Annotated in this window: 16 protein-coding genes; 9 read left to right on the plus strand and 7 right to left on the minus strand. The window is 74.8% G+C overall.

Annotated elements, in window-relative coordinates:
* Nucleotides 1-13: 13 nt before the first annotated feature.
* Complete coding sequence (locus ACFV3R_RS18475) at nucleotides 14-1,060, plus strand: ABC transporter ATP-binding protein (RefSeq protein ID WP_385583493.1); 1,047 nt, start codon at nucleotides 14-16, stop codon at nucleotides 1,058-1,060.
* Nucleotides 1,061-1,074: 14 nt separating this feature from the next.
* On the plus strand, nucleotides 1,075-2,280 hold the full coding sequence (locus tag ACFV3R_RS18480) for an ABC transporter ATP-binding protein (protein ID WP_385583496.1): 1,206 nt from the start codon (nucleotides 1,075-1,077) through the stop codon (nucleotides 2,278-2,280).
* A gap of 41 nt (nucleotides 2,281-2,321) precedes the next feature.
* On the opposite strand, the gene ACFV3R_RS18485 is transcribed toward ACFV3R_RS18480, so the two are convergent.
* From ACFV3R_RS18485 to ACFV3R_RS18510, 6 genes are all read right to left on the minus strand, one after another.
* Nucleotides 2,322-3,221, minus strand: coding sequence for an SAM-dependent methyltransferase (locus ACFV3R_RS18485; RefSeq protein WP_385583499.1), 900 nt, complete (start codon nucleotides 3,219-3,221; stop codon nucleotides 2,322-2,324).
* Nucleotides 3,222-3,401: 180 nt separating this feature from the next.
* Nucleotides 3,402-4,514, minus strand: a complete 1,113-nt coding sequence (locus tag ACFV3R_RS18490; RefSeq protein WP_385583502.1) for an ABC transporter ATP-binding protein — start codon at nucleotides 4,512-4,514, stop codon at nucleotides 3,402-3,404.
* Nucleotides 4,504-5,562 (minus strand): ABC transporter ATP-binding protein, encoded by a 1,059-nt coding sequence (locus tag ACFV3R_RS18495; RefSeq protein WP_385583505.1) that lies wholly within the window; start codon nucleotides 5,560-5,562, stop codon nucleotides 4,504-4,506. Before ACFV3R_RS18495 ends, ACFV3R_RS18490 begins: the two co-directional genes overlap by 11 nt.
* 14 nt (nucleotides 5,563-5,576) lie before the next feature.
* Nucleotides 5,577-6,641 (minus strand): ABC transporter permease, encoded by a 1,065-nt coding sequence (locus ACFV3R_RS18500; RefSeq protein ID WP_385583509.1) that lies wholly within the window; start codon nucleotides 6,639-6,641, stop codon nucleotides 5,577-5,579.
* Complete coding sequence (locus ACFV3R_RS18505) at nucleotides 6,634-7,557, minus strand: ABC transporter permease (RefSeq protein WP_385583512.1); 924 nt, start codon at nucleotides 7,555-7,557, stop codon at nucleotides 6,634-6,636. The genes ACFV3R_RS18500 and ACFV3R_RS18505 overlap by 8 nt, the downstream gene beginning before the upstream one ends.
* Nucleotides 7,558-7,570: 13 nt before the next feature.
* On the minus strand, nucleotides 7,571-9,193 hold the full coding sequence (locus tag ACFV3R_RS18510) for an ABC transporter substrate-binding protein (RefSeq protein WP_385583515.1): 1,623 nt from the start codon (nucleotides 9,191-9,193) through the stop codon (nucleotides 7,571-7,573).
* A gap of 579 nt (nucleotides 9,194-9,772) precedes the next feature.
* On the opposite strand from ACFV3R_RS18510, the gene ACFV3R_RS18515 reads away from it, so the two are divergent.
* From ACFV3R_RS18515 to ACFV3R_RS18525, 3 genes are all read left to right on the plus strand, one after another.
* Nucleotides 9,773-9,943, plus strand: coding sequence for a class II lantibiotic LanA (locus tag ACFV3R_RS18515; protein ID WP_385583518.1), 171 nt, complete (start codon nucleotides 9,773-9,775; stop codon nucleotides 9,941-9,943).
* Nucleotides 9,944-10,019: 76 nt separating this feature from the next.
* Nucleotides 10,020-13,223: a lantibiotic dehydratase gene (locus ACFV3R_RS18520; protein WP_385583521.1), complete on the plus strand. Its 3,204-nt coding sequence runs from the start codon at nucleotides 10,020-10,022 to the stop codon at nucleotides 13,221-13,223.
* A complete protein-coding gene (locus ACFV3R_RS18525) occupies nucleotides 13,220-14,599 on the plus strand; it encodes a lanthionine synthetase C family protein (RefSeq protein ID WP_385583525.1) in 1,380 nt (459 codons plus the stop codon). Before ACFV3R_RS18520 ends, ACFV3R_RS18525 begins: the two co-directional genes overlap by 4 nt.
* Nucleotides 14,600-14,721: 122 nt before the next feature.
* On the opposite strand, the gene ACFV3R_RS18530 is transcribed toward ACFV3R_RS18525, so the two are convergent.
* On the minus strand, nucleotides 14,722-15,279 hold the full coding sequence (locus ACFV3R_RS18530) for a MarR family winged helix-turn-helix transcriptional regulator (RefSeq protein ID WP_385583528.1): 558 nt from the start codon (nucleotides 15,277-15,279) through the stop codon (nucleotides 14,722-14,724).
* A 142-nt stretch (nucleotides 15,280-15,421) separates the two neighbouring features.
* On the opposite strand from ACFV3R_RS18530, the gene ACFV3R_RS18535 reads away from it, so the two are divergent.
* The 4 genes from ACFV3R_RS18535 (at nucleotide 15,422) to ACFV3R_RS18550 (ending at nucleotide 18,462) form a co-directional block, all read left to right on the plus strand.
* Nucleotides 15,422-15,970 (plus strand): phenolic acid decarboxylase, encoded by a 549-nt coding sequence (locus ACFV3R_RS18535; protein ID WP_385583531.1) that lies wholly within the window; start codon nucleotides 15,422-15,424, stop codon nucleotides 15,968-15,970.
* A gap of 16 nt (nucleotides 15,971-15,986) precedes the next feature.
* Entirely contained in the window at nucleotides 15,987-16,457 is a 471-nt protein-coding gene (locus tag ACFV3R_RS18540; protein ID WP_385583534.1) for a DUF3237 domain-containing protein, read from the plus strand.
* Between the two features lie 158 nt (nucleotides 16,458-16,615).
* Entirely contained in the window at nucleotides 16,616-18,199 is a 1,584-nt protein-coding gene (locus tag ACFV3R_RS18545; RefSeq protein WP_385583537.1) for an amino acid permease, read from the plus strand.
* 89 nt (nucleotides 18,200-18,288) lie between these two features.
* A complete protein-coding gene (locus tag ACFV3R_RS18550; RefSeq protein WP_385583540.1) occupies nucleotides 18,289-18,462 on the plus strand; it encodes a hypothetical protein in 174 nt (57 codons plus the stop codon).
* Nucleotides 18,463-18,623 lie beyond the last annotated feature (161 nt).

Consider the following 18,623-nt stretch of genomic DNA (forward strand, 5'->3'; position numbering starts at 1 on the left):
GAGTCCTCCCCACGTGTCCACCACTCCCAAGCCCGAGGGCGCGCCGGCCCCCTTCCTCTCGGTGCGCGACCTGCACGTGCGCTTCCGCACCGAGGACGGTGTGGTCAAAGCCGTCGACGACCTCTCCTTCCGCCTGGAGCGGGGGCGGACCCTCGGCATCGTCGGGGAGTCCGGGTCCGGCAAGTCCGTGACCAACCTGGCGGTGCTGGGCCTGCACAACCGGGCCGCCACCGAGATCAGCGGCCGGATCACCGTGGACGGCACGGAGATCGTCGGGGCGTCCGAACGCACTCTGCAACGGCTGCGCGGCAACACCATGGCGATGATCTTCCAGGACCCGCTGACCGCCCTCTCGCCGTACCACACGGTGGGCCGGCAGATCGCCGAGCCGTACCGGAAGCACACCGGTGCGAGCCGGCGCGCGGCCCGGGAGCGGGCCGTGGAGATGCTGGGCAAGGTCGGCATCCCGCAGCCCCGCCGCCGGGTGGACGACTACCCGCACCAGTTCTCCGGCGGCATGCGGCAGCGCGCCGTGATCGCGATGGCCCTGGTGTGCGACCCCGCGCTGCTCATCGCCGACGAGCCGACCACCGCGCTGGACGTGACGGTGCAGGCCCAGATCCTCGACCTGCTCTCCGGCCTCCAGCAGGAGTTCGGCTCCGCCATCATCCTGGTCACCCACGACCTGGGGGTGGTGGCCCACCACGCCGACGAGCTGCTGGTGATGTACGCAGGTCGGGCGGTGGAGCGCGGCCCGGTGGACGAGGTCCTCCACCGGCCCCAGCACCCCTACACCTGGGGGCTGCTCAGCTCGGTGCCGCGGCTGTCCGCGCGCACCGACGAGCCGCTGGTACCGGTCCCCGGCTCGCCTCCGAGCCTCCTCGCCCCGCCGCCGGGCTGCCCCTTCCACCCGCGCTGCGCCTTCACCGAGGTGGTGGGCGGTGACCGCTGCGCGACCCGGCGCCCCGCGCTGCCCCCGGGCCGGGGAGCGGCCTGCCACCTGGCGGCGGAGGACCGGCAGGCGCTCTTCACCGAACAGATCGAACCGCGGCTGGTATAGGGAGCACGACGACCATGGCTGAGAAGACCGAGCTGCCCTCCCCCCGTGACGGGGCCGCCGGCGCCCGGGCCGCAGGCGGTCCGGCCGGCGCGCCGCCCACCACGCCCCGCCCCGCCGACGGGGTGCGCGGCGGTGACGCCCCGCTCGGCGAGCCCCTCCTCGTCGCCGAGAACCTCACCAAGCACTTCCCGGTGCTGGGCGGCTTCCCCTTCCGCCGCCAGGTGGGCGCGGTGCGGGCGGTGGACGGGGTGGACCTGACCGTGCACGCCGGTGAGAGCTTCGGCCTGGTCGGCGAGTCGGGGTGCGGCAAGTCCACGACGGGCCGGCTGCTGACCCGGCTGCTGGAGCCGAGCGGCGGGCGGATCACCTACGCCGGGCGGGACATCACCCACGCGAGCCGCCGGGAGCTGGCGCCGGTCCGCTCCGAGATCCAGATGATCTTCCAGGACCCCTACTCCTCGCTCAACCCGCGGCAGACGGTCGGCACGATCGTCGGCGGGCCGATGGAGGTCAACGGCATCGACCCGCCCGGCGGCCGGGAGCGCCGGGTGCGCGAACTCCTGGAGACGGTCGGCCTCAACCCCGAGCACTACAACCGCTTCCCCCACGAGTTCTCCGGCGGCCAGCGCCAGCGCATCGGCATCGCCCGGGCCCTGGCGCTGGAGCCGAGGCTGATCGTGGCGGACGAGCCGGTGTCCGCCCTCGACGTGTCCATCCAGGCGCAGGTGGTCAACCTGCTGCGGCGGCTGAGGGACGAACTCGGCATCGCCTTCCTCTTCATCGCCCACGACCTGGCGGTGGTGCGGCACTTCAGCCGCCGGGTGGCGGTGATGTACCTGGGCCGCATCGTGGAGGTGGGGGACCGCGAGGACGTCTACGAGCGGCCCCGCCACCCGTACACGCACGCACTGCTCTCGGCCGTCCCGGAGGTGCGGCCGGCCGGCGGGGAGGGCACCGGGCCCCGGGAGCGCATCCGGCTCGCCGGGGACGTCCCCTCCCCCGTGGACCCACCGTCGGGCTGCCGCTTCCGCACCCGGTGCTGGAAGGCCCGGGACAAGTGCGCCGAGGAGGTCCCGGCGCTGGCCCAGACCCCCGGCAACCGTGCGGGCCACCTGACGGCCTGCCACTTCCCGGAGGAGCCCACCGTCACCGCCCGCGAGCGGGACGTGGTGCTCGATCCGGCGCTGGCGGCCGCCGAGGCGGAACGCGGGCAGGAGTAGGCGGGCCGCCGGGCCGCCCGGTCCGGTGCCGCAAGGGGCCTTCAGGTCTTGCGGCCCACCACCGCGTACACGTTGATGTCGGCGTCGGTGACGTCGTTGATGTCCGCGTAGCGGGTCCGCTCCACCGCGTCCAGTGCGGTCCGGCGCCGGGCGTCGGGGCAGGGCGGCCGCCGGGTGGCGCCGTCGGGGCGCCAGTGGTGGGCGGGGACGGTGCCGGGCGCCAGCGGGATCAGGCCGTTGTCGGTGACGAAGCGCTCGACCGCCGTGCGGGGGCGCAGCCAGAACGGGAAGCCGCTGGACCGGTAGATCGCCGCCACCTGCCCCATGGGCCCGGGGTTGACGTCGGCGGTGAGGTGGCTGAGGACCAGGTGGCTGCCGGCCGGGAGGGCGTCCACCAGGGTGCGGACGGCCTCCTGGGCCTGGAGGTCGGGCAGGAAGTGGAGGATGGCGGCGAGCACCAGCGCCACCGGCCGGTTGAAGTCGAGGGTGCGGCGGGCCGCGGCCAGGACGGCCGCGGGGTCGCGCAGGTCGGCGTCGACGTAGTCGGTGGCGCCGCGCGGGTCGCCGGCCAGCAGCACCCGTGCCTGGGTGAGGACGACGGGGTCGTGGTCGACGTAGACCACGCGGGCCTCGGGGGCGGCCCGCTGTGCGACCTGGTGGACGTGGTCCTGGGTGGGCAGGCCGGTGCCCACGTCGAGGAACTGGCGCACCCCCGCCCCGGTCACCAGCGTCTGCACGGCCCGCCGCACGAAGTCGCGGTTGTGACGGATGTCGAGGTAGCCGCGGGGGTTGGCGGCGAGGGCCGCGGTGGCGGCGACCCGGTCCGCCTCGTAGTGGTGCGTGCCGCCCAGCAGGACGTCGTAGAGCCCGGCCGGGTGCAGCCCCGTCGCCCCGCTCGCCGTCTCGCCGGAGCGGGTGACGCCGCCGCGCGGCTCGGTCATGGCGGATGCTCCCTGCGGTGGTGGGGGGACGGGCGCGGCCCGCGGTCGGTTGCGGAACGCGACCGGCTCTCCCCGCGCACGTGTGCGAGGAGCCGGCCGGAGGCATGTTAGGTGACGAGGCCACGCAGTTGGGCGCCAACCCCCATGGTCCGGCCAGGGTTTGACCGGAAGTGGAGTGGTTCAGTCCAGCTCCGGCCCGGTCCGCTCGGCCGCGAAGTGGCAGGCCGAGGGGTGGTGCAGCGGCCCGCCGTGGCCGGCGAAGGCCTGGGGGACCGCCAAGGGCGGGGTCGTGGTCGCGCAGACCTCGCGCGCCTTCCAGCAGCGGGTGCGGAAGCGGCAGCCGGAGGGCGGGTCGACGGGTGAGGGCACGTCGCCGTCGAGCAGGATGCGTTCCCGGCCGCCGCGGGAGGCCGGGTCGGGCACGGGGACGGCGGAGAGCAGCGCCTGGGTGTAGGGGTGGGTGGGGTGCTCGTAGATCTGCTCCTCGGTGCCGGTCTCCACGATGCGGCCGAGGTACATCACCGCGACCCGGTCGGAGAGGTGGCGGACCACCGACAGGTCGTGGGCGATGAAGACGTAGGCCAGCCCGAACTCCCGCTGGAGGCGGGCCATGAGGTTGACGACCTGCGCCTGCACGGAGACGTCGAGGGCGGAGACGGGCTCGTCGGCGACGATGACCTCGGGGCGCAGTGCCAGGGCCCGGGCGATGCCGACGCGTTGGCGCTGGCCGCCGGAGAACTGGTGGGGGTAGCGGTCGGCGTAGTCGGGGTCGAGGCCGACGGTGCGCAGGAGTTCGCGGACCCGGGTGCGGCGCTCGCTGCGGGGCACGGCGCCCGGGTGGACGGCGAAGGGCTCGGCGACGATGTCGCCCACCGTCATGCGGGGGTTGAGGGAGGTGTAGGGGTCCTGGAAGACCATCTGGATGTTGCGGCGCACCGCTTTCAGGGCGTGGCCGGACAGGCGGGTGATGTCGGCTCCGGCGTGGTGGACGGTGCCGGCGGTGGGGCGGGTGAGTCCGACCAGGGCGCGGGCGACGGTGGACTTGCCGCAGCCGGACTCGCCGACGATGCCGAGGGTCTCGCCGCGGCGCAGCGCGAAGGAGACGCCGTCGACGGCGTGCACCGCGCCGACCTGCCGCCGCACCAGGACGCCGCGGGTGACCGGGTAGTGCACCGCCAGGTCGCGGACCTCCAGCACGGGCGGTTCCCCGGCGGCTGCCGTGCCGCCGGGTTCGGGGGCGGAGACGGCGCCGCCGCCCCCGTCCTCCCAGGGCGTCTGTGCCTCACCGGCCATCGCGGGTCTCCTCCCAGAAGTGGCAGGCGCTGGTCCGGTCGTCGTCGACGCGGTGGAGCGGGGGCCGGTCGGTGCGGCAGATGTCGCGGGCGACGGGGCAGCGGGGGTGGAAGGGGCAGCCGGCGGGCACGGCGGTGAGGTTGGGCGGCAGGCCCTTGATGGCGGGCAGTTCGTGGCCCTTGCGGTCCAGGCGGGGCACGGACTGGAGGAGGCCACGGGTGTAGGGGTGGGCGGGTGCGCGGTACAGCTCGCGGACGGGGGCGGTCTCGACGATGCGTCCGGCGTACATCACGGCGATGGTGTCGGCCACGTCGGCGACCACCCCGAGATCGTGGGTGATGAGGACCAGGCCCATGGTGTACTCGCGGCGCAGCTCGTCGAGGAGGTCCATGACCTGGGCCTGGACGGTGACGTCGAGGGCGGTGGTCGGCTCGTCGGCGATGACCAGGGCGGGCTGGAGCGCCAGCGCCATGGCGATCATGATGCGTTGGCGCATGCCGCCGGAGAACTGGTGGGGGTAGTCGCCCACCCGGGCACGGGCTCCGGGGATGCGGACCCGGTCCATCAGGGCGACGGCGCGGGCCCGGGCCTCCTTGCGGGAGACGCCGTAGTGCACCTCGAACATCTCGCCGAGCTGGGCGCCCACCGACAGGACGGGGTTCAGGGCGGACAGCGCGTCCTGGAAGATCATCGCGAGCTGCGCGCCGCGGACCCGCCGCCGCTCCTCCGCGGGCAGGGTGAGCAGGTCCCGGCCGCGGAAGAGGACCTGGCCGCCGGTGACGTGGGCCGGCGGGGTGTCGAGGATGCCCATGACGGCGTGGGCGGTGACGGACTTGCCGGACCCGGACTCGCCGAGCACCGCGAGGGTCTGCCCGGAGCGCACCGCGTAGCTGACGCCGTCGACCGCGCGGGCCACGCCGTCCCGGGTGCGGAACTCCACGCTCAGTTCCCGAAGTTCCAGCAGGGGTTCGTGGTCGCCGGGGTCGCGGAAGGGCAGCGGTCCGGGCCCGCCGCGGGGGGCCTCGGGGAGGGTGGTGAAGGTCGTCATGGCGTGCTCTCTCCTCAGCGGAGCTTCGGGTCGAGGGCGTCGCGGACCGCGTCGCCCAGCATGATGAAGGCGAGGACGGTCAGGCTGAGGGCGCCGGCCGGCCAGAGCAGCATGTGGGGGGCGTTGCGGATCTGCCGGGAGGCGTCGGAGATGTCGATGCCCCAGGAGACGGTGGGGGGTTTGAGGCCGACGCCGAGGAAGGAGAGCGTCGCCTCCAGGGAGATGTAGGTGCCCAGCGCGATGGTGGCGACGACGATGACGGGGGCGACGGCGTTGGGCGCGATGTGGCGGAGCAGGACGCGGGCCGGGGAGGCGCCCAGGGCGCGGGCGGCCTGCACGTAGTCGGCCTCCTTGACGGTGAGCACCGAGCCGCGGGCGATGCGGGCGATCTGCGGCCAGCCCAGCAGCACGATGAAGGCGACGACGGGCCACACCGATCCGGAGGGGACCACGGAGAGGAAGACCAGTCCGCCCAGCAGCATGGGCAGGGCGAAGAAGACGTCGGCGACGCGGCTGAGGATCGCGTCCCACCAGCCGCCGAAGAAGCCCGCGAGGCCGCCGAGGACGCTGCCGAGCAGGGCGGCGCCGGCGGTCGCGCACACGCCGACGGTGACGGAGGCCCGCGCGCCGTGGACGGTGCGGGCGAACACGTCGCACCCCTGCGTGTCGAAGCCGAAGGGGTGGCCGGCGCGGGGGCCCTCCTGGCTGAGGGCGATGTCGCAGTCCAGGGGGTCGGTGCCGGTCAGCAGGGTGGGCCGGATCGCGAGCAGGACGAAGAAGACGATGAGGGCGGCGGAGACCAGGAAGACGGGGTTGCGCCGCAGGTCGTGCCAGGCGTCGGACCACAGGCTCCGGTTGCGGCCCCGCACCTCGCCGCCCTCGGGTGCGCCGACGGGTCCGGGCCCTTCGGGTGGCGGGGGTGCGGGCGTGGTGCCGGGCCGGCCGGGGCCTGCGGCTTCCGGGCCGCGGTGCCCCGGGGGTGCGAACGGCGCGGTGCCGGGGCCGCCCGGCCCGGCGCCGGGCGCGCCGGGCTCGTCGCCCTCGGGGGCGGTGCCGGGGTCGAACACCTCGTCAGACATAGCGGATCCTCGGGTCGAGCACGGCGTACAGGAGGTCGACGAACAGGCCGGCCAGCAGGAAGACGATGACGAGCACCGTGACGAAGCCGACGACGGTGGGCGAGTTCTGGCGGACGATGCCCTGGTAGAGCTCGTAGCCGACGCCGTGCACGTTGAAGATGCGTTCGGTGACCACGGCGCCGCCCATCAGCGTCCCGATGTCCGCGCCGACGAAGGTGACGACGGGGATGAGGGAGTTGCGCAGCACGTGCCGCAGGACCAGGCGCCGCCGCGGTACCCCCTTGGCCACGGCAGTGCGGACGTAGTCGGCGCGGACGTTCTCGGCGACCGAGGTGCGGGTGAGGCGGGTGACGTAGGCGAGCGAGACCAGCGCCAGTACCGCGCCGGGCAGCAGCAACTCGTCCAGGGGTGCGCCGGGCGTCACGGCGGGGCGCACCAGCCCCCACTTCACGCCGAGCAGGAACTGGAGCAGGTAGCCGCTGACGAAGGTGGGGACGGAGACGACGAGCAGCGTCATGACCAGGGTGGTGCTGTCCAGGGCGCGGCCCCGCCGCAGTCCGCCGAGAAGGCCGAGGGTCACGCCGAGGACCACCTCGAAGGCGATGGCGACGAGGGTGAGGCGCAGCGTGACGGGGAAGGCCGTGGCCATCTTGCCGAGCACCGGCTGCCCGTCGAAGGCGGTGCCGAAGTCGCCGCTGAGGATCTGGCCCATGTAGTGCAGGTACTGCTGCCACAGGGGGTGGTCGAGGTAGAGCTCGCGGCGGATCTGAGCGGCGGTGGCGGGGTCGGGGGCCCGGTCGCCGGAGAGGGCGGCCACCGGGTCGCCGAGGGCGTAGACCATCACGAAGAGCAGCAGCGTGGCACCGAGGAAGACCGGGACCATCTGGAGCAGCCGCCGGATCACGTAACGTCCCATGGCTTGGCTCGCCTCAGTCCTTCTTGACGCTGATGTCGGTGTAGACCGGGACGCTGAAGGGGTTCAGCGCGACGTGCTCGACGCGGTCGGAGTAGCCGCCGATGCCGTTCTGGTACCAGAGGGGGATGGACGGCATGTCCTTGACGAGGAGCTGTTCGGCGGCCTGGTAGGTGGCGTTGACGCGGTCCTCCTGGGCCTGTGAGTTGGCCTTGTTCACGGCGGCGTCGAAGCCCTTGCTGCTCCAGCCGGACTCGTTGGCCGAGGCGCCGGTGGTGAAGACGCTCTGCAGGAAGGACTGCGCCAGCGGGTAGTCCATCTGCCAGGCGGTGCGGAAGGGGCCGGTCATCTTCCGGCGGGTGATGCGGGAGCGGAAGTCGGCCAGGGTGCCGACGGGCGAGCCGTCGCAGACGTGGTGGCGCAGGGACTTGTTGATGCTGTTGCAGAGCGCGTCGACCCAGAGCTTGTGGGAGCCGACGTCGGCGTTGTAGGTGATGGTGAACCGCCCGCCGGGGATGCCGCCGCCCTTGGCGACCAGCTCCCGGGCCGCCGCCGGGTCGTACCGGCAGGCGTCACCGCACAGGCCCGCCTTGTAGCCGTTGCGCGGGCCGAGGGCCTGGGCGGTCCAGTCGGTGGCGGGGGTCCGGGTGTCGCGGAAGATGCGGCGGGTGATGGCGGCCCGGTCGATCGCCTTGGACAGGCCGCGCCGCACGGAGGCCGCGCCCTTGGTGCCCCACTTCTTGTCGTAGAGCGGGAAGGCGACGGTCTGGAGCACCCCGGCGGGCTGGTTGATGTAACGGCCGCCCAGGTCCTTGGCCACGAACTTGAGCTGGGTGGCGGGGACGTCGTCGACGACGTCGAGGTTGCCGGCGAGCAGGTCGGTGTAGGCGGTGTCGGTGTCGGTGTAGACCTGGAGGTCGACGCCGCCGTTGCGGGCCGGGTCGGGCCCGGGGTAGTCCTTCCAGGTCCGCAGCTTCATCAGCGCGCCCCGGGCGTAGGACTCGATGCGGTAGGGCCCGTTGCCGACGGGTCTGCGCAGCCAGGCCGCGTGGTCGGTGAAGAAGGCGCGGGGCAGCGGCATGAAGGCGGTGTAGCCCAGGGTGTTCGGCCACAGGCCGAACTTCTGGTTGAGGGTGACGGTGAAGGTCAGGTCGTCCTTGACGTGCAGCCCCCGCATCCTGGTGGCGGTGGGCCTGGCGCCCTCCTCGGCGGGGTGCACCCGGTCGTAGCCGTCGATGTAGGAGAAGAAGGGCGCGCCCTGCTGGCGGTTGCGGGTGGCGGCGCCGTAGTTCCAGGCGTCGACGTAGGAGTGGGCGGTGACCTTCTCGCCGTTGCTGAAGGTCCAGCCGGGCTTGAGGCGGACGGTGAAGTGCGTGGAGTCGGTCGTCCGGATGGAACGGGCCATCATGGGCTCGGCCACGGCCGTCTTCGGGTTGTAGCGCATCAGCCCCCGGAAGACCATGTCGAGGACCTTGCCGCCCTGCACCTCGGTGGTGTTGGCGGGCTCCAGCGGGTTCTGCGGGTCGCCCCAGGAGGCGCGGACGACGCTCGGGTCCTGCCCCCCGCTGCCGCAGCCGGCGGCCAGGCCGGAGGCGGCCACCAGGAGGGCGGCCGCGGTGACGCGTGAGGCCCGGCGCATCGCTGCCTCCTGCGGGTCGGTCGGTCCGGCGGTCCCGGCCGTCGCCGGTCCGGGCTCGCCGCCCACAGTGGCACGATTTGTATGCTTTTCGTCTTCCCGGCGCGACGGTCGACCCACCGGCGGGTGGAACTACGCCCGAACGCACGAAGCCACCCGCCCACCGGACGCGGCCCCCTTCAAACGTCGACTTCCGGACGGACGGGCCGCCCGGCCTCCCGCACCCGCCCGACCGCGCCCCCGCCACTGCGCGGCTCCCCGCCACCCGCACCCCCACCCCTGCACACAGCGCCCGTGCGGTCCCTGGCCGAAGCGCCGGCGCCGTCGGCCACCGGTCCCGCAACCGCCGCGGCGGGGCGCCGGCGGCGACTGCGGGGGCGGGTCGGCGCGGCGGTGGCGGACGAGGCCGCGGGCACCGGGAGCGCGGCACCACTGCCGGGGCCGACCCGGTCGGCGGGTGCCGGCCGGCTGGCCGGAAACGTCACTTGTTGGCGGTCACAGGAGCCTCATACGTTCTACCCGGGGTTCGAACAGAACTCCGGCAAGTTGTGCACGACCCCTCACAACTGACCGGGAGGCCCTATGCCCACCACTGCCGAATTCGAGAACCTTCTCGACGCGGACCTGGACCTGGACGTCCAGCTCTCCGACGTCGCCGCCGACAGCGAGGGGCTCGGCTTCGCACGCCGCAGCTACACCTCGCCCAACCTGACGTACAGCACCCAGTCGCGGTGTCCCACCTGCTGCGCCTGAGGTGAGGGCCGCGGCCCCGGCTACGGGAGAGGGGCCGCGGCCCGAGCAGGCACCGGGGAGCGAGATGGCGGGGGAGATGAGCGAGGACTTCACGGCGGTCGAGCCGCTGCTGCTGCGCATGACCGGCGTACCGCGCCACCGGCTCCCCGCCACCGGGGACCCCGCCTCCCCGGGCCTCCCGGCGGCGCTCGCCGACCCCGTCCTGCGCGAGGCCGTCGAGGTGGCGAGCTCCAGCCTGGGCGAGGCCCTGGACCGGCTCGCGGCCGGTGCGGACCCGGGCCCCCGGCGGCGGCGGAGCCTGGCCGCCTCCACCACCCGCTACGCGCTGCGGCTGGCCACCCGCCCCACCCCCTTCGGCCTGTTCGCCGGGGTCGCCCCCGCCCGGACCGGGCCGCGCACCCGGTTCGCGGTGACCGGGCCCGGCAGCAAGGCGGCCCGCCCCGACGGCCAGTGGCTGCGGGACCGGGTCCGCGACTGGTGCGCCGGCCCCGAGGTGCGCCGACGCACCGACGTCGTCTGGAACAACCTCGTCAGCAGCGCCGACGGCCGGTTCCAGCTCGGCGAGGGCGGCGCCGAGGTGTCCGTGCGCCGCAACGCCCTGGTCACCTGGGTCCACGAGCGGGCCGCCGCCCCCCTCCCCTACCGGCTGCTGCTCCAGGAGGCCACCGCGGCCTTCCCGCAGGCCACCGAGGCACGGATCGACGACGTGCTGGCGAGCCTCCTCACCCACGGCCTCCTGCTGGCCTCCCTGTCACCGCAACGCACCGACGCCACGGCGCTGGACACCCTGGAGGCGGCCCTGACGCCGCTGCCCGGTGCCCGCCGCGAACTGCACGCCGTGCGCCGGGCGCTCGACACGTACGGCCGCACCGCACCGGGTGAGGGCCGCGCGCAGTGGCGGGCCCTGACCCGGCGCATGCGGACCCGTGAGGCGCAGCCCTCCCCGCCCGTCCAGGTGGATCTGCGCATGGCCGTGGAGGCCGAGCTGCCCCCGCAGGTGACCGCGGAGGCGGAGCGCTACGCCGCCGCCATGTGGGCGATCTCCGAGGAGTGGCTGACCCACCGCCACATGCGCGACTACCAGCTCCGCTTCCTGGAGCGGTACGGCACGGCCACCGCGGTCCGCCTCGCCGACCTCACCGACCCGCACCGCGGCCTGGGCTTCCCCGAGGGCTATGACGCCCCCCTGGACCGGCAGGCGCCCACCGCCCCGCCGGACGGTGAGGCCTCCGCCCGGCGGCGCGCCCTGGTGGCGGAGCTGACCCAGGAGGCCCTCGTCGGCCGGGACCGCGAGCTGCGCCTGACCTCCCAGACCGTCGAACGGCTCGCCGCCGGTCACCGCCACCCCGACCTGCCCGCGCCGCGCTCCCTCGAACTCTGCTTCCAGCTCCTGGCCGGCAGCGCCGCCGCCCTGGACGCCGGTGACTTCCGCCTCCTGGCCTCCCCGCACGCCGCCGCCTGGCTGGCCGGGGCCACCGCCGGCCGCTTCGCGTCGACCACCGGCACCGAGGAGGAACTGGCCCGGCTGGTCAGGGCCGGCGTCGAGCCCGGCGACCTCCCCGCCCAGGTGACGTTCCGCCCCAGGAGCGGCCGGGCGCTCAACACCAGCCAGGTCCCGCTGCTCGTCCCGCACGAGATCCCGGTCGGTGCCTTCCCCGAGCGTCGCGGCGCGGAGGTGGTGGACTGGCGCGGCCTGCTGGTCTCCCTGGGCCCCGCCGGCTTCCGGCTGACCTGCCCCGACAGCGGGCGCGAGGTGGTGCCCTTCGTCCCGCACCTGGTGGCCCTCGACCACGAGGCGCCCCGGGTGGTGCGGCTGCTGGTGGACATGGTCTTCGGACGCGGCAGAACCTGGACGGGCTGGGACTGGCGTGGACTGGAGGTGCTGCCGGTCCTGCCGCGCGTCACCTTCGGCAGGGTGACGGTCTCCCCGCTGCGCTGGCTCCCCGACCGCCACCTGAGCGGAGCGGCGGCGGGCGACGCGGGGGACGGCGCCTGGGAGGCGGCGGTGCACGGCTGGCGCGAGCGCTACCGCGTCCCCGACCGGGTGCAGGTGGTGCGCGGCGACCGGGTCTACGGCATCGACCTCACCGACCCCTGGCACCGCTGCCTCCTCCGCGAGGAGGTGCGCGGCGGCCGGCCGGCGCTCTTCGAGGACCCGGCGGCCGACGGCGACGGCCTGGGCTGGGCGGCCGGCCACCGCACCGAGATCGTCGTCCCCCTCCTCCGCCGCGACCTGGCCCGGCGGCTCACCGAGCCCGCGGCCGGCCCCGCCCCGGCCGCTCCCGGCGCCCCGGCCGTGCGGGCGGACCGGCCCGCGCCGCGCCGGCTCCCGGTGGCCGACCCGGGCTCCGGCTTCGCCCTGCCGGGAGAGGGCTGGCTGTACGCCAAGGTGTACGCCGCGCCCGAGACCCACGACGCGCTCCTCGCCACGCGCCTGCCCGCCCTCCTCGACGAGGTCGCCGACCACCTCACCGGGTGGCACTTCGTCCGCTACCGCGACCCGGAGCCCCACCTGCGCGTCCGCCTGGCGGGCGAGCCCGGCGCGCTGCGCGGCACGGTGCTGCCGCGACTGACGGCATGGGGCCGGGCTCTGCGCACCGAAGGCGCCCTGCGCACCCTCACCCTCGACACCTACGAACCGGAGACGGCCCGCTACGGCGGCCCCGCGGCCCTCCCCCACGCCGAGGCCGTCTTCCACCTCGACAGCCGCTCGGCCACCGAACAGCTCGCACGGCGCCGCCACGGCGGTCCGCGGCTGCCGCCGGCGGTGTGGGCGGTCCTCAACCACGTGGCGCTGCTCGACGCCCTGGGCGACCGGGACTGGCCGGCATGGGTGTGCGGTGCCTACCGCAGACGTCCCGACCTGCTCGCGCCCGAGGACCGTGCGGTGGCCCGGGAGCTGGTCGTACCCGGCTCGGCAGCCCGGCTCCTGGGCGAGCGCCTGGACGCTCCCCGCCTGGCGGACCTGTGGACGCGGGACCCGGCGCCCCGCCGCTACGGCCGGCTGTTCCTCCCGGCCGGCCCCGGGACCGCCGGCGACGGGTCGGAGCCCGGTGGAGCCGCCCGCACCGGGACCCCGTGTGACGGGGCGGCTCGTGACGAGGTCTTCCGCAGCCTGCTGCACATGCAGCACAACCGCCTCCTGGGCACCGACCGGCAGGCCGAGGACCGCAGTTGCGCCCTGCTGCGCGCCGTCGCCCAGGACGTGGCGGGCCGCCGCCGGCACCTCTCGGCGCCCGCCTCACAAGCCGCAGGAACAGCACGGGGGCGGGAGAGGTGACCGGGACGGGCGCCGCGCGTGCACATCTCGGGCCCGTACCGGCCCAGGACGGCACCGCCTCCGCCTCCGGCCCCGGCACGCCGCCGGCCTCCCGGCAGGCCGCCCGCCACGTCCGCGACCTCCTCCTGGATCAGCTCGCCGACCCGGTCGCGACCGCTGCGGCGACCGGTTCGGCCGGAGCCGCCCACCGAGAGGCGGAGCTGCTCCAACCGCACTGGGCCGACCTCTCCCTCTCGGCCGGCCACCCGGGCGTGGCCATGGCCTTCGCCGGCATCGCGGCCACCTCGCCGCAGCACCGGGCGCGCGGCCACGCCTACCTGTCCCACGCCATGACGGCCCTGGCGAGCCACCGCCACGTGCCGGAGGGGGTGTTCCACGGACCGGGCGCGGTGGCGGTGGCCACCCTCGTCGCCCACCGCGCGACCGGCGGCTACCGCACCGCGCTGACCCGCCTGGACGGCTACCAGCGCCGCATGGTCCGCGCCGCGCTGCCGCCGCTGCCCGACGGCCCGGTCCCCACCAACGGCCAGTTCGAGGCGGTGCGCGGCGTCACGGGCATCGGCCGCTACCTCCTGGCCCGCCGCGAGACCTGCGAGGCGGAGCTGCGGAGCGTCCTGTCCTACCTGGTGGCGCTCGCCCTGGGCGAGGTGGCGTACGCGGGCGAGCGGGTCCCGCGCTGGTGGACGACGGCCACCGCCAGGGAGGGCCAGGCCGGGGAGTTGCCGCACGGCCACCTCAACCTCGGCCTCTCCCACGGCGTGCCGGGTCCGCTGGCGCTGCTGTCCCTCGCCTGGAGCTCCGGCGTCGTCGTCGACGGTCAGCGCGAGGCCGTGGAACGCATGACGGCCCTGCTGACCGACTGGGCGGTCCCGGTGCCCGGCGGTCTGGCCTGGCCCGGGTATCTCACCCTCGACCACTGGCGCCAGGGCCCCGGCAGCGCCCCTGCCCAGCGGCGCCCCTCCTGGTGCTACGGCGCACCGGGCGTCTCCCGGGCGGTGCAGCTCGCGGCGCTGGCCTTCGACCGCGCGGACTGGCACACGCTGGCGCAACGGTCCGTCGGGGCCCTGCTGGCCGAACCGCCCGGCCGCTGGCAGGTGGCGGACGCCGCCCTGTGCCACGGCTGGAGCGGCCTGCTCCACGTGCTGGGCCGCATCGCCGACCACTGGCCCGAACCCCGACTGCACGCAGCCCGCGAGGAGTTGGCCACCCTCGTCCTCGACACCTTCGACGCCCGCCTCCCCTTCGGCTACCGCACCCCGGACGGCACCGACCTGCCCGCCTTCCTGGAGGGCTCCGCCGGGGTGGCGCTCGCCCTGGACGCCTACGCGGAGGGGCGGGTGCTCGGGGGGTGGGACGAGGTGCTGGTGGTGGGGTGAGGGGATGGGCGGCGCGGAACGCGTCCACCTGAAGCCCTCGTCCACGTGCCGGCTGCGTCCGCGGGCACCGGGTACGCCCCGGAGGAGCCCGTAGCAGGGCGCCGAGGACGCCTTAGCCCGCGTCACACCCGCCCCTCGCCCCCCGCCCCGTTCGCGTCCTCCAGCGCCGCGACCAGGCGCTCCAGGGCGGGCAGCGCCTGGTTCAGGGCCAGGCGGTCGGTGTCGGGCAGGTCCTCGACGACGCGGGTGAGGGCTGCGGCGCTGGCGCGGTCGTAGCGGTCCAGCAGGTGCAGGGCTTCGCTCGACGCGGTGAGCACCACGGTCCGCTGGTCGTGCTCGGGCCGGACCCGTTCCACCAGGCGCGCGGCGGACATCGTCCGCACGAGGTTGCTCACGGTGGACGGAGCCACGCGCAGTCGTGCGGCCGCCGCGCCGGGGCTGAGGCCCTCGGGGGACGAGGAGAGCGTGCGCAGCAGCTCGATCTGGGCCTCCGGGAGGTCGGGCAGCCCCTCGGCGTTGCGGGTGGCGCGCAGCACGGCGCGCCGCAGCGGCCCCAGCAGGCCGCTCAGTCCGGCTGCCACCTGCGCCCCGCCCCGCGCCACCTGCGCCCCGCCCCGCGCCTCCGGCGTGCCGTGCCACGCACCGCTCTGCCCACCGGTCGCCCTCTCCAGGTTGCTCATGCACCCATTGTGAACCCCCGCACACTTACTTTTGCCACAAACATGTTTTGTGTCAGAGTTGTTTTGAGGGCGACGGTCCGGACGGGCAGCGAGGCACGCCGGCGGGCCGCCGCACGCAGTACCGCACGAAGGAGCACCCCCCGTGACCACCACGACCACCGGCACCCACACGCCGACCACTGTCGAGAACCCCGTCCCGCCGCAGGACCTCTCCCGCATCACCGGGCACCGCTTCATCTACACCTACGCCAACGGCTGGCAGTACGAGATGTACGTGAAGAACGCCACGACCATCGACTACCGCATCCACACCGGGATGGTCGGGGGGCGCTGGGTGAAGGACCAGGAGGTCGACCTGGTGCAGCTCGCGGACGACGTCTTCAAGGTCTCCTGGAACGAGCCGACCGGCACCTCGGTCGTCGTCAACGTGCTGCCCGGCCGGCGGGTCCTGCACGGCACCATCTTCTTCCCGCAGTGGATCGAGCAGGACGGCAGCCGGACGGTGCTCTACCAGAACGACCACCTGGACGAGATGCGCGCCTACCGGGACGCCGGCCCCACCTACCCGATCTACGTCGTGCCGGAGTTCGCCCGCATCACCTTGTTCGAGTACGTCGGCGAGGACGACGAGAGCGTCGTCGCGGTGGGCCCCGAGGACCTGCCCCAGGGCTTCGCCGACCGCGTCAACTGAGCCGGGCGGCACCGTCATGACCGCTGCTCCCGCCGCACCGCCGCTCACCTTCTTCGCCCACCTGTCGGTGCAGGTCGACGCCGCCCACGACCTCGGGGAGGCCCCCGACGGGCACCGGCGGCTGGTCCCCCTGACCGGCGGCCGCTTCGAGGGGCCGGAGGTGCGCGGCACCGTGCTCGCGGGCGGGGCCGACCACCAGGTCCTGCGCACCGCAACCCTGACCGAACTCGACGCCCGCTACGCCCTGGAGACCGACCGGGGCGAGCGGATCGCCGTGCACAACACCGGCATCCGCTCCGGCAGCCCGGAGGACATCGCGGCCCTGGCCCGGGGCGAGGAGGTGGCGCCGGAGCGCGTCCACTTCCGGAGCTTCCCCCGCCTGACCACCGCCGCCCCACGGCTGGCCCGGATCAACGAGCGCCTCTTCGTCGCGCCGGGACGGCGCCGTCCGCACAGCGTGGAGCTGGACCTGTTCCTGCTCGGCTGACAGCACGGGAGGGACGCCGGCCCGGCGCCGCGCCGCAGGGCCGGCGCCGGGCCCCGTCCCCGGCGCCGCACCGGCGGGAAGGGGTCCGCCCCGCTCCCCGGCGTGAGCGACCACCCGCCCACCGCATGTCATGCTCACAACCTGGGCATCGCTGGTCCATGACGACTTCCCGCGATCCCCGCGCGCACCCGCCCTCCCCCAGCGACCCGGCAGCGGGGGCCGGGGCGGGCGCCGGCGACTCCCCCGCCGCCGGCTCCGACGAGGAGCGCCTCGCACAGCTCGGTTACGCGCAGACCCTCGCCCGCCGCATGTCGGCGTTCTCCAACTACGCGGTGTCCTTCACCATCGTCTCGGTCCTCTCCGGCTGCATGACGATGTACCTGTACGGCATGACGACCGGCGGCCCGGTGCTGATCACCTGGAGCTGGGTCGGGGTCGGGCTGATGACGCTGCTGGTGGGGCTGGCCATGGCGGAGATCTGCTCGGCCTACCCGACCTCCGCGGGGCTGTACTTCTGGGCGCACCGGCTGGCGCCACCGCGCTCGGCCGCCGCCTGGGCGTGGTTCACCGGGTGGTTCAACTTCCTGGGCCAGGTGGCGGTGACCGCCGGCATCGACTTCGGCGCCGCCTCCTTCCTCGGCGCCTACCTCAACCTCCAGTTCGGCTTCACCGTGACACCGGGCCGTACGGTGGCGCTGTTCGCCGTGATCCTGCTGCTGCACGGGCTGCTCAACACCTTCGGTGTGCGGATCGTGGGCCTGCTGAACAACGTCAGCGTGTGGTGGCACGTGGTCGGCGTCGCCCTGATCGCCGCGGTGCTGGCCCTGGTGCCCGACCACCACCGGTCCGCCTCCTTCGTCTTCACCCACTTCGTCAACGGGACGGGCTGGGGCAGCACCACCTACGTCGTCCTCATCGGGTTGCTGATGGCCCAGTACACGCTCACCGGGTACGACGCCTCGGCGCACATGACGGAGGAGACGCGGAACGCCGCGGTGGCGGGCCCGCGCGGCATCGTCCGGTCCATCTGGACCTCGCTGATCGCGGGGTTCGTGCTGCTGCTCGCCTTCACCTTCGCCATCCGCTCCTATGACGGGGCCGTCAGCTCACCGACCGGGGTGCCGCCGGCGCAGATCCTGCTGGACGCGGTGGGCGCGACGACGGGGAAGCTGCTGCTGCTGATCGTCATCGGGGCGCAGCTGTTCTGCGGCATGGCCTCGGTGACCGCCAACTCCCGCATGATCTACGCCTTCTCACGGGACGGCGCGCTGCCCTTCTCCCGGGTGTGGCACACGGTCAGCCCGCGCACCCGCACGCCCGTGGCCGCGGTGTGGCTAGCCGCCGCCGGGGCGCTGGTCCTGGGCCTGCCCTACCTGATCAACAGCACCGCCTACGCCGCGGTGACCTCCATCGCGGTGATCGGCCTGTGCATCGCCTACGTCACCCCGACCCTGCTGCGGCTGGCACGCGGCGCGGACTTCGAACGCGGGCCGTGGCACCTGGGGCGGTGGTCGCGGCCGGTGGGTGTGGTGGCGGTGGCCTGGGTCGCGGTGATCACCGTGCTGTTCATGCTGCCGCAGGTCTCGCCGGTGACCTGGCGGACGTTCAACTACGCGCCGGTGGCGGTGCTGGTGGTGCTGGGGTTCGCCGCGCTGTGGTGGATGGCCTCGGCCCGGCGCTGGTTCCTGGCCGAGGCCCCCGTGGCAGCGGAGCACGGGGCGGGGCCGCCGGCCGCGAGGTGAGGTCCCCGGCGGAACCCACTGGGCGGCGGGCCGCGCGGGGCGCCATGATGGCCCGGCAACGGCCCGTCCGCCCCCGGAGGCTTCCCTCGATGCGCGTGAACCGACTCGGCACCACCGACGTCACGGTCAGCGAACTCGGTTTCTGCGGCGGCCCGTTGGGCGGTCTGTTCGCCCCGTTCGACCAGGCCACGGCGGCCGGTGCGCCGGCCGCCGCCTGGGACGCCGGCTCGGCGGGCCTCCTGGACGAACGGGCACCCGCGTGACGAAGGGGCGGGGTCTGCGGGACGGCCCCGCGCCACGTGCCGGCTGCGACCGCCCGGCCGCGTCGGCAGGCGTCCCCGACGACGCGGACCGTCCTCCGTGACCTGGGCGCCCACAGCCCCGAAGGGCGCACGGCCCTCGCCGGGCGCCCGGTGCGGGGCGT

The sequence above is a fragment of the Streptomyces sp. NPDC059740 genome, from assembly GCF_042733155.1.
Classification (GTDB): domain Bacteria; phylum Actinomycetota; class Actinomycetes; order Streptomycetales; family Streptomycetaceae; genus Streptomyces.

Excerpts from the sequence above, each read along its gene's own strand:
- ACFV3R_RS18480 (WP_385583496.1), top strand. The coding sequence starts at position 1,075 with ATGGCTGAGAAGACCGAGCTGCCCTCCCCCCGTGACGGGGCCGCCGGC.
- ACFV3R_RS18485 (WP_385583499.1), bottom strand. The coding sequence starts at position 3,221 with ATGACCGAGCCGCGCGGCGGCGTCACCCGCTCCGGCGAGACGGCGAGC.
- ACFV3R_RS18490 (WP_385583502.1), bottom strand. The coding sequence starts at position 4,514 with ATGGCCGGTGAGGCACAGACGCCCTGGGAGGACGGGGGCGGCGGCGCC.
- ACFV3R_RS18495 (WP_385583505.1), bottom strand. The coding sequence starts at position 5,562 with ATGACGACCTTCACCACCCTCCCCGAGGCCCCCCGCGGCGGGCCCGGA.
- ACFV3R_RS18500 (WP_385583509.1), bottom strand. The coding sequence starts at position 6,641 with ATGTCTGACGAGGTGTTCGACCCCGGCACCGCCCCCGAGGGCGACGAG.
- ACFV3R_RS18505 (WP_385583512.1), bottom strand. The coding sequence starts at position 7,557 with ATGGGACGTTACGTGATCCGGCGGCTGCTCCAGATGGTCCCGGTCTTC.
- ACFV3R_RS18510 (WP_385583515.1), bottom strand. The coding sequence starts at position 9,193 with ATGCGCCGGGCCTCACGCGTCACCGCGGCCGCCCTCCTGGTGGCCGCC.
- ACFV3R_RS18515 (WP_385583518.1), top strand. The coding sequence starts at position 9,773 with ATGCCCACCACTGCCGAATTCGAGAACCTTCTCGACGCGGACCTGGAC.
- ACFV3R_RS18520 (WP_385583521.1), top strand. The coding sequence starts at position 10,020 with ATGAGCGAGGACTTCACGGCGGTCGAGCCGCTGCTGCTGCGCATGACC.
- ACFV3R_RS18530 (WP_385583528.1), bottom strand. The coding sequence starts at position 15,279 with ATGAGCAACCTGGAGAGGGCGACCGGTGGGCAGAGCGGTGCGTGGCAC.
- ACFV3R_RS18540 (WP_385583534.1), top strand. The coding sequence starts at position 15,987 with ATGACCGCTGCTCCCGCCGCACCGCCGCTCACCTTCTTCGCCCACCTG.
- ACFV3R_RS18545 (WP_385583537.1), top strand. The coding sequence starts at position 16,616 with ATGACGACTTCCCGCGATCCCCGCGCGCACCCGCCCTCCCCCAGCGAC.
- ACFV3R_RS18550 (WP_385583540.1), top strand. The coding sequence starts at position 18,289 with ATGCGCGTGAACCGACTCGGCACCACCGACGTCACGGTCAGCGAACTC.